General features: G+C 73.3%; 6 protein-coding genes. 5 read left to right on the top strand and 1 reads right to left on the bottom strand.

Going from position 1 to position 10165, the window contains the following annotated elements:
* A partial coding sequence (locus NBZ83_RS25010; RefSeq protein WP_261575913.1) for a glycoside hydrolase family 26 protein occupies positions 1–1316 on the top strand: 1316 nt, incomplete at its 5' end.
* 73 nt (positions 1317–1389) lie between these two features.
* Here the strand turns inward: NBZ83_RS25010 and NBZ83_RS25005 are convergent.
* A complete protein-coding gene (locus tag NBZ83_RS25005) occupies positions 1390–1827 on the bottom strand; it encodes a MerR family transcriptional regulator (RefSeq protein ID WP_261570601.1) in 438 nt (145 codons plus the stop codon).
* Between the two features lie 346 nt (positions 1828–2173).
* On the opposite strand from NBZ83_RS25005, the gene mfd reads away from it, so the two are divergent.
* The 4 genes from mfd to sppA form a co-directional block, all read left to right on the top strand.
* Positions 2174–5794 carry a transcription-repair coupling factor gene (gene mfd, locus NBZ83_RS25000; RefSeq protein ID WP_261570602.1) on the top strand — a complete coding sequence of 1207 codons (3621 nt, stop codon included), beginning with the start codon at positions 2174–2176 and terminating at the stop codon, positions 5792–5794.
* A 104-nt stretch (positions 5795–5898) separates the two neighbouring features.
* Positions 5899–6666 carry a SurA N-terminal domain-containing protein gene (locus tag NBZ83_RS24995; protein ID WP_261570603.1) on the top strand — a complete coding sequence of 256 codons (768 nt, stop codon included), beginning with the start codon at positions 5899–5901 and terminating at the stop codon, positions 6664–6666.
* Positions 6667–6746: 80 nt separating this feature from the next.
* Complete coding sequence (locus tag NBZ83_RS24990) at positions 6747–8060, top strand: nucleoside triphosphate pyrophosphohydrolase (RefSeq protein ID WP_261570604.1); 1314 nt, start codon at positions 6747–6749, stop codon at positions 8058–8060.
* A 69-nt stretch (positions 8061–8129) separates the two neighbouring features.
* Positions 8130–10165 (top strand): signal peptide peptidase SppA (sppA, locus tag NBZ83_RS24985; protein ID WP_261575912.1); only part of this gene is annotated, 2036 nt, incomplete at its 3' end.

Raw genomic sequence — 10165 nt, 5'->3', positions numbered from 1 at the left:
GGGCGGGACGGGGCGGTCGGGCCGCCTGGTCCGACAGCGAGGCCTGGTCCGACGAGGTCGGCTCGGCGCGTGCGGCCGAGGCCGCGAAGGTCGGCGCCCGCCATGCCGACCGGCCTGACGACCGCGTGGCGTCGGTCTCCGGTCGGCGGGCCCGGGCAGCGGCGTGGATCACCGCTCACTGGGGCGGCAATGCCAGCCGGGTCCCGCACCTGCCCGTCATCGCGGTGTCGGTCGCGGTGGTGCTCACTCTGATCGCGGTGACGGCGCTGCTGCTGGTGCCGTCCAGCAGCGACGGCGGGGCCGACCCCATCGCCACCAGCGCGGGGCAGGGCGCGTCGTGGGCCGCGCAGCCGGGCACCACGGCCCGGCCCACCCAGACTGGTGCGCCGGGGGCGGCCGTTCCACAGGTCGAGCGGGCCGCGACCACCGGGCTGTTCCCGACCGGCGTCGCCGCGCACTCCCTGGCGCAGGCGAATGCCTGGGCGAGGTTCCGCGGCCGGCCCAACGACGTCGTCGTGATGTACACCGACCGATCGAGCTGGAGCTCCCTCACGGATCCGTGGATGGGACACAGCACGTCGACCTTCGCCGGGTACGCGGGCACCTGGGTCCTCACCCAGCCGCTGTTCCCCGACTCGGGGGCGGAGAAGGGCAACCTCGCCGACTGCGCGGCGGGCAACTACGACGCCAAGTGGCGGCAGTTTGGGCGCTGGCTGGTGAACATGGGCCGGGGCGACTCCTTCGTCCGGCTGGGCTGGGAGTTCAACGGCCTGTGGTTTGCCTGGGCGGCGACGGATCCGCAGCAGTGGATCCAGTGCTTCCGGAACGCCTCGTCGGCGATCAAGGCGACCAGTCCGAAGGTCCGCATCGACTGGAACCTCAACGCCCACGGCTCGACCACACCGGTCGGCGCGTTCGATCTCTACCCCGGCGACCAGTACGTCGACGTCATCGGCATCGACAGCTACGACCAGTACCCGCCCAGCCCGACCTACGCCGACTTCGACGACCAGTGCAACGGTGACGCGGGGCTCTGCCAGGTCATCACCTTCGCCCGAACCCACCACAAGCTGTTCTCGGTGCCCGAGTGGGGCGTGGTCAGCCAGCAGGGTACGAAGGCCGGGCGCAGCGGCACGGCCGGCGGGGACAATCCGGCCTTCATAGAGAAGATGTACGAGACGTTCGCGCACAACGCCGACATCCTCGCCTACGAGGCGTACTTCCCCAACGCGGAGGAGGGCAACGTCCGCTCCTCGCTGGTGAACCCCGATCTCAATCCGGCCTCTGCGGCCGCCTACCACCGGCTCTGGGGCTAGGACCTCGCCGCGGCGCTCCGTGTGTCCCTTCGGGGTCCGTGTGTCCCTTCGGGGCGCCGCGGCGGGCGGCGGGTCAGATGGTGCCGCCGCCGCGGCGGTCCGCGTCGTCGTGCAGCCCGCCGACGAAGGACTCCGCCACGCTCACCTGCTCTCGCAGCGTCGAGAGCTTCTCCTCGGCGAGCAGCACCCAGGTGCCGAGCCGCTCCTGCAACGCGGCGCGGGTGTCCGCGGCCAGGTCGGGTGTGGCCAGCTCGTCGCGCAGGGTCAACAGTGAGCGCATCTCTTCCAGGGTGAAGCCGAGAGGCTTCATCTTCCTGATGAGCAGCAGCCGCTCGATCGCGTCCGCGTCGTAGAGGCGGAATCCGCCGACGGTCCGCCCCACCGGCATGAGCAGGCCCGCTTCTTCGTAGTAGCGGACTGTTCGCAGGGAGAGGCCGACCCGCTCGGCTACGTCCCCGATCTGGTAGACGCCGCCGCGGGCCGCGTCCGATCTCGAAACGTTGCGGCGCATCCTGGACAACTCGACCCTAACGTCAGTGTAGGTGTTGGGCGACCGGACTGGACACCAGGCAGTCGACTGTACGTCGACAGGCCGCCGGGCGTAATCGGGGCAGGGGCGCGGCGGGCATCCTGTCGTAGGCTGGTCATATCGTCTGTGCCGACGGGGTCGGGCCGGTGTCGGCCGACCACCCGGGTCATCGCCGGGGGCGGGTCGGGCCCCAGGTCGAGCGGGTCGGGGCCGTGGCGGGCCCCGTTGCGCCAGGTCGTCGTGTCCCGTGGCGGCGGTCCGTGCCACGGCGTCTGCCCCACGCCTGTTTCCGTTCCGCTCGTTTCCGAGAGGCACACAGGACGCAACCATGACTCTCGCGCCGCTGCTCGACGCACTGATCGCTCGACCGGGTGGCGATCCCGCCCTGGGGCGCGCGATCGGCGCGGCGGGCGAACCCGTGCTCGACCTCGCCGGCCCGGCCGCTCTGCGGCCGTTCGCCGCCGCCGCCCTCGCCGCCGCCCACGGCGCCGGTCGGCCTGTCCTTGCCGTGGTGGCCACCGGCCGGGAGGCCGAGGATCTGGCCGCCGCGCTCGCCGGCCTGCTCGGTCCCGATGTGGTGGCCGTCTTCCCGAGCTGGGAAACGCTGCCCCACGAGCGGCTGTCTCCCCGGGCGGACACGGTGGGTCAGCGTCTGGCGGTGCTGCGCCGCCTGGCCCATCCGGCGAGCACCGGCAGGCCGCCGCTGCGGGTCGTTGTCGCGCCGGTCCGCTCTGTGCTCCAGCCCCAGGTCGCCGGGCTCGGTGAGCTCGTCCCGGTCAGCCTGGCGGCGGGCGACACCGCCGATCTCGACGACGTGGTCACCCGGCTGGTGGACATGGCCTACCGCCGGGTGGACCTGGTGGAGCGGCGCGGCGAGATCGCGGTGCGCGGCGGGATTCTCGACGTCTTCCCGCCGACCGAGGAGCACCCGCTGCGGGTGGAGTTCTTCGGCGACGAGGTGGAGGATGTCCGCCGGTTCGCCGTCGCCGACCAGCGGGCGCTGCCCGAGGACGAGGCCGGCCCGGCCGGCCCCGGCAGGCGCGGGCTGTTCGCGCCGCCGTGCCGCGAGCTGCTGCTCACCGAGGACGTCCGCGGCCGGGCCGCCGAGCTTGCCCTTCGCCATCCCCAGGTGGTGGACATGCTCGACAAGATTGCCAACGGCATTCCCGTGGACGGTATGGAGGCGCTGGCGCCGGTCCTCGTCGACGGGATGTCGCTGCTGCTCGACGAGCTGCCGGCCGGCACCCACGTCCTCGTCTGCGACCCGGAGCGGGTCCGTTCCCGGGCGAGTGAGCTGGTGCGCACCAGCCAGGAGTTCCTGGAGGCGTCCTGGAGCGTCGCGGCCCTCGGCGGCGGGGCCCCGATCGACCTCGGTGCCGCGGCCTACCGCTCCATTGCGGAGGTTCGCGAGCGCGCGGGGGAGCTCGGGTTGCCCTGGTGGTCGGTCACCCCCTTCGCCTCGGCACCGGCCGGCTCCGAGGCGGGCGGTCCCGGCCCGGCCGGCGCGGCGGCGGCGGGCGAGGCCGGCGGGCTCGTCGCCGAGGGCGACGACACCGTGGTCGCGAGCCTGCGACCGGCGCCGCTGTACCACGGTGACACCGCCGCCGTCATCGCCGACGTCAAGGGCTGGCAGGCCGAATCGTGGCGCGTGCTGCTCGTGACCGAGGGGCACGGCCCGGCCCAGCGCCTGGTGGAGCTGCTGCGCGAGGCCGACCTCGGCGCCCGCTACGCCGAGGATGCCGAGCTCGCCGCCGGGGTCGTCGTGGTGACCCGCGGGCAGCTCGTCACCGGCTTCATCAGCGACACACTGCGCCTGGCCGTCCTTACCGAAAGTGACATTGCTGGTGCCCGCGGGGTCACCACCAAGGACATGCGGCGGATGCCCAGCCGGCGGCGCAAGGGCATCGACCCGCTCGCCCTGGTCCCCGGCGACATGGTCGTGCACGATGCGCACGGCGTCGGTCGCTACGTCGAGATGGTCACCCGGACCGTTGCCGGGGCGAAGCGCGAGTACCTGCTGCTGGAGTACGCCCGGGGCGACCGGCTCTACGTCCCCACCGATCAGCTCGAACAGATCACCCGGTACGTCGGTGGGGACGCGCCGAGCCTGGACCGCATCGGCGGCGCCGACTGGGCCAAGCGCAAGACCCGCGCCCGTAAGGCGGTCAAGGAGATCGCCGGGGAGCTGATCCGGCTCTACAGCGCCCGGATGGCCGCGCCCGGGCACGCCTTCGCCCCGGACAACCCGTGGCAGCGCGAACTGGAGGACGCCTTCCCCTTCCGCGAGACGCCCGACCAGCTCGCCGCGATCGACGAGGTCAAGGCCGACATGGAAAAGCCCGTCCCGATGGACCGGGTGATCTGCGGCGACGTCGGCTACGGCAAGACGGAGATCGCCGTGCGGGCGGCGTTCAAGGCCGTACAGGACGGCAAGCAGGTCGCGGTGCTGGTCCCGACGACGTTGCTGGTCCAGCAGCATTTCCAGACCTTCTCGGAGCGTTACGCGGCGTTCCCCGTCGTCGTCAAGGCGATGAGCCGGTTCAACTCGGCCGGCGAGCAGAAGGCGGTGCAGGAGGGCCTCGCCGACGGCACCGTCGACGTTGTCATCGGCACCCACCGGCTGCTGTCCGGGGAGGGCCGGTTCAAGGACCTGGGCCTCGTGATCGTCGACGAGGAGCAGCGCTTCGGCGTCGAGCACAAGGAGCAGCTCAAGAAGATGCGCACGGCGGTGGACGTGCTCACGATGAGCGCCACCCCGATTCCGCGCACCCTGGAGATGTCGATCACTGGCATCCGGGAGCTGTCGACCATCGACACCCCGCCGGAGGAGCGCCACCCGGTGCTGACCTCCGTCGCCCCCTACGACACCCGTCAGGTCGCCGCCGCGATCCGCCGGGAGCTGCTGCGAGAGGGTCAGGTCTTCTTCATCCACAACCGGGTGGAGTCGATCGACCGGGCCGCCGCCCGGCTGCGCGAGCTGGTTCCCGAGGCCCGGATCGCCACCGCGCACGGCCAGATGCCCGAGGACGCCCTCGAACAGGTGATGGTCTCCTTCTGGGAGAAGAAGTTCGACGTCCTGGTCTGCACGACGATCGTCGAGTCGGGCCTGGACATCTCCAACGCCAACACCCTCGTCGTCGAGCGGGCCGACGTGTTCGGCCTGTCCCAGCTCCACCAGCTGCGCGGCCGGGTCGGCCGCGGCCGCGACCGCGCGTACGCCTACTTCCTGTACCCGCCGGACAAGCCGTTGACCGAGACCGCCCACGATCGGCTGGCCACCATCGCCCAGCACAACGACCTCGGCGCCGGCATGGCCGTGGCCATGAAGGACCTGGAGATCCGCGGCGCCGGCAACCTGCTCGGCGGGGAGCAGTCCGGGCACATCGCCTCCGTCGGCTTCGACATGTACGTGCGGATGGTCGGCGAGGCGGTCGCCGAGTACCGCAAGGACAAGGTGGAAGAGCCGCCCGAGGCGAAGGTCGAGCTTCCCGTCGACGCGAGCCTGCCGCACGATTACGTGCCCAGCGAACGGCTGCGCCTGGACGCCTACCGCCGGCTCGCGGGCGCGGTCACCGACGCCGACATCGACGAGGTGCGCGGGGAGCTGGTGGACCGGTTCGGCCCGGTGCCCGAGCCGGTGGAGAACCTGCTCGCCGTCGCCGGCCTGCGGGTGCTCGCGCGCCGCTTCGGCGTTGCCGAGATCACCGCTGCCGGCCGCCAGATCCGCTTCGCGCCGCTGGAGCTGCGGGAGAGCCAGACCATGCGTCTGACTCGCCTGTACAAGGGTGCGGTGGTGAAGCCCGCGATGCGGATCGTGCTGGTGCCGGCCCCGACGGAGACGGGCCGCATCGGCTCCCGGCCGCTGCGTGACCGGGCGCTGCTCGCCTGGGCGGGTCAGCTGCTGGCTGCCGTCGCCGGCGATTCGGTCGCCGCGGCGGCTGCGGGCTGAGCGGCGTCCGACGCGGGATCCATCGGGCGGCACCGCGGGAAACACGGCGGCGTCGGGCGGGGGAGGTGTGCTTCGCCACAGGCGAGCAGATAGCGTCTGGAGTCGTGAAGCTCTCCCGTCTCCTCGCCGGTGTCGGGCTTGTCGTGCTGGTCGGGACCGCAGGGACGGCCTGCACGACGCACGCCGGCGCCGCCGCTCAGGTCGGATCGCAGTCCATCGAGACCTCGCAGCTGCGCGGCATCGTCGAGCGGGGGCTCACGGCCGCCGACGGCGTGCCGGTCTCACAGTCCGGGCAGTCCGCGTCGAGTGCCCTCAACCGCCTCGAACTGCAACGGCGCACGCTGACCTCCCTCGTGCAGCTCGAACTGCTCTCCGACGAGGCGGCCCGACGCGGCATCAGGCTGAGCTCCGCCGATGTCGCCTCCTTCTACCAGGCCTACGCCGTCCTGCAGTTCGGCAGCGTGCAGGCGTTCGAACGGCAGGCGGCAGCCGTGGGATTCGCGCCGCGCGACGTCTCCGTCATCGTGCGTTCCGGGGCGTTGGAGTCGGCGCTGAGCGACCGGGTCAGCCCGCACCTGCTCGCCACCGAGGCGGAGACCCGGGAGCAGTACGGCAACATCGTCGACCGGGTCGGCCGAATCCCGCTCACCTACGCGCAGGCGAAGCCGTACCTGGCCCGCTTCATCGTCAGCCAGGAGCGTTCAGCGAAGCTGCAACCCGTCCTCGCGCAGGCCGAGAAGAAGGACCCGATCTCGATCAACCCGCGGTTCGGGACCTGGAACACCGGCCAGTTCGCCGTGATCGCCGCGGACGGCTCGATCGCCAGCCGGCCCGCTCCCGTCCCCACCGTGGACCTGACCGCCCAGTCCTGACCGTGCCCAGTCCCCGTACCGTGCCCAGTCCCCGTACCGCGCCCAGTCCCGACCCCGACCAGCTGAAGCGAGTGGACGTCATGATGCTGCGGATCACCGTGGTCGTCACCAGCCCGCGGGTCGCCCCGGGCCTGCTCACCGCGCCGGCGTGGGATCTGGTGCGCCGGGTGCCGGTGCTGACCGCCGCTGCGAACCATCCGCAGCTTGCCGCCCTGCGCGCCGCCGGCGCCACCGTCGTCCTCGTCGACGGCCACGCGGCGGTCGATCTGGCGGGGGACGATCTGGCGGGGGATGATCTGGCCGCCCTCCTGCGCGTCGGCCTGCCGGATCCGGCGGCGACCGAGCTCGCCTGGCTGCCGGACCCGTCCGCGCCGACGCCGCTCGACCTGTTGCTCGACCGCCTCGCCCAGCCCCGCCCACCGGCCGGCCCCGACGCGGGCGCGACGCCGTCCGCCGGGATCGTGGTAGGCACCCTCGCAGGTACGGCGGAGCTGCCCGGGTCGGTCCTGCTCGACGCCGTGGCGGTGATGGACCGGCTGCGCTCCCCGGGCGGCTGCCCGTGGGACGGCGAGCAGACCCACGAGTCCCTCGCTCCCTACCTGATCGAGGAGACCTACGAGGCGTACCAGGCAATCGAGGACGGCGACCTCGCCGAGCTGCGCGAGGAGCTTGGCGACGTGCTCATGCAGGTGCTCTTCCACGCCCGGATCGCCGCCGAACGCGCGGGCGACGGCTGGGATGTCGACGATGTGGCGGCGGGGCTGGTCGCGAAGTTGATCCGGCGCCACCCGCACGTGTTCGCCGACGTGGTCGTCGACGGGTCGGCGAACGTCGCCGCCAACTGGGAGGCGATCAAGGCGGTGGAGAAGGGGCGCGCCTCGGTGACCGAGGGGGTGGCGCTGTCTCAGCCGGCGCTGACACTCGCGGCCAAACTGCTCAAGCGTGCCGGCGGGATCGGCGTGCCGGTGGATCTCGCGCTCACCGGGATCGTCGGTGGGACGGGCGGGGCGCAGGCCGGGCTCGGTCGGGCGGCGGAGTCCGGTGAGGTGGCCGGATCAGGTGAGGTGACTGGGTCCGACGGGGTAGCCGAGGCCGGCGAGCGGGCCGCGGCGATCGCGGCCGCCGCCGCCCAGGCGCTCGGCCGGCCGGGTGTGGCCGCCGACGATGTCCTCGGTGATCTGCTCGTCGCCGCCGTCGCACTCGCGCGGGCGGCCCGGGTCGATCCGGAGCGGGCCCTGCGCACGTCGGCACGCCGTTTCCGGGATCGGCTGGCCGCCGCCGAGCGGTCGGCCCGAGTGGACGGTGCCACCCCGGCTACGCTGCCCGGCGCGCGCTGGCGGGAACTGTGGGTCGCCCCGGTGGGGTCGGGTGACGGCGTCACGCCGGCTGGGTGACCGCGGGACGACCGTGAGGTTGCCGCGGTCAGGGGAACCTGGGCGGTCGGTGGTACTAGCCTGGCGACCATGGCTGCCACCCCACGTAAGGCGCTGGCCGACGTCCGCCAGATCGCGGCGCGGCGGACGGCTCCGATCGTCCTGGAACTCGATCTGACGGTCGATCCGCTCGAAGGCGTTCCCAGCGACCCGGTCACCCTCGTCCTCGCCCACCGGCGCACCACTTTGCGTGATGTGGTGGAGGCTCTCCGTCATGCCGCCGAGGACCCGCGGGTGTCGGTCGTGGTCGCGCACATCGCCGCCGTCGGGACGCCGCTGGCCCGCATCCAGGAGATCCGGGCGGCGATCGGCGTCTTCCGGGCCGCCGGCGGCACGGCCATCGCCTACGCGGACACCTTCGGCGAGTTCGGCGGCGGCACCGGCCCTTACTACCTCGCCTGCGCGTTCGACGAGATCTGGCTGGCCCCGTCCGGGGACTGCGGGCTGACCGGCCTGGGGATGGAGACGCCGTTCCTGCGCGGCGCGCTGGACCGTCTCGGCGTCGCGGTCGAGATCGGCCAGCGCTACGAATACAAGAACGCGGTGAACACGCTCGTCGAGCGGGACTTCACACCGGCGCACCTGGAAGCGGTGAGCCGGATCATCGAGTCCAGCTCGGAGCAGGTCGTGGCCGGCATCGCCGAGGGCCGCCGGATGCCGGCCGACCGGGTCCGCCGGCTGATCGACCTCGGCCCGCTGGCCGGCACCGTCGCCCTCGACGTGGGGCTCATCGACCGCCTCGGCTACCGCGACGAGGTGTACGCGGCCGCCCGGGAACGGGTCCGCCTTTTGTCGGCGGGCGATGCTTCCGCGGCGCCCGGCGCGGCCGGGGCCGGGCTGGGCGGGGTGGTCGACGCCGATCTCGCCCCCACCGCGGACACCGACCTCGCCGCCGGCGAATCGGATGGCGGGTCCGCGGGCGAGGGCGCCGAGCCGGTGCTGATGTACGCCTCCGCCTACCGCCGGCTCGCCGAGCGGCGGGAGAAGTCGCCGGTGCGTCGGGTCGCGACCCTCACCGCGCGGGGTCCGGGCGCCTTCTTCCTGCGCGAGACCGCACCCGCGCCGGCGCGCCGGGCCGACGCCCCCGCAACCGGCACCGGGCCGGGTTCGGATGCGGCGGGGTCGCCCGACGACGGCGCGGCCGCCGGGGACACCCGGGGCGTCCCGCTGGCGCCGTCGGTCACCGCGCCGCATCGCGACCCACGCCGGTCGGTCGTCGCGCTCATCCACGGCACCGGCCAGGTCATCCTCGGGCAGGGCAGCCCGGGGCCGTTCGCCAGCCCGGTGCTCGCCGCGGAGGCCGCCGCGGCGGCGTTCCGGGCCGCCGCGCGCGACGAGGACGTGGCGGCGGCGGTGTTCCGGGTGAACAGCCCGGGTGGTTCCTACGTCGCCTCGGACCTGGTGCGCCGGGAGGCCGAGCGGTTCCGGGCCAGCGGCCGCCCACTCGTCGTGTCGATGGGGGACGTCGCCGCGTCCGGCGGCTACTTCGTCTCCCTGGCCGCGGACCTCATCGTCGCGAATCCCGGCACGCTGACCGGGTCCATCGGGGTGTTCGCCGGCAAGCAGGTGGTCCGGGAGCTGCTCGACAAGGTCGGGGTGGGCTTCGGCGCGGTCGCCGAGGGCGAGCATGCCCTGATGATGTCGCCGCGGCGCCCGTTCACCGTGGGGGAGCGGGAGAAGCTGGAAGAGTTCCTCGACCGCGTCTATGCGGACTTCGTCGACAAGGTGGCCGCGGCCCGGCGGCTGACCCGGGAACAGGTACACGAGCTGGCCCGCGGCCGGGTGTGGACGGGGGCCGACGCTCACGCGAACGGCCTGGTCGACGAGCTCGGTGGGTTGACGGACGCCCTCAGACTGGCCTGGATCCGGGCTGGGTTGCCCGAGGGGGACACGCCGCGGGTCCGGCTGGCGCCCAGACCGTCCGTGCTGGAACGGGTCCGGACGCCGAAGTCCAGCGAGGACCGCGGCGCCGCCGCGGCGGCTCGGCCGGGGATCCTGGCCGGTGCGCTGGGCGGTGTCCTGGGCGGCGGGTTGGCTGCCTTGCTTGGCGCCGGGGTGGGATTCGG

Source organism: Frankia gtarii (assembly GCF_025403375.1).
Taxonomy (GTDB): Bacteria; Actinomycetota; Actinomycetes; order Frankiales; family Frankiaceae; genus Frankia; species Frankia gtarii.
Note: the sequence above shows the minus strand (reverse complement) of the source record. Positions and strands in the feature narration are given on the sequence as shown.

Coding starts and splice junctions, on each gene's coding strand:
- NBZ83_RS25005 (WP_261570601.1), bottom strand. CDS start 1,827: ATGCGCCGCAACGTTTCGAGATCGGACGCGGCCCGCGGCGGCGTCTAC.
- mfd (WP_261570602.1), top strand. CDS start 2,174: ATGACTCTCGCGCCGCTGCTCGACGCACTGATCGCTCGACCGGGTGGC.
- NBZ83_RS24990 (WP_261570604.1), top strand. CDS start 6,747: ATGATGCTGCGGATCACCGTGGTCGTCACCAGCCCGCGGGTCGCCCCG.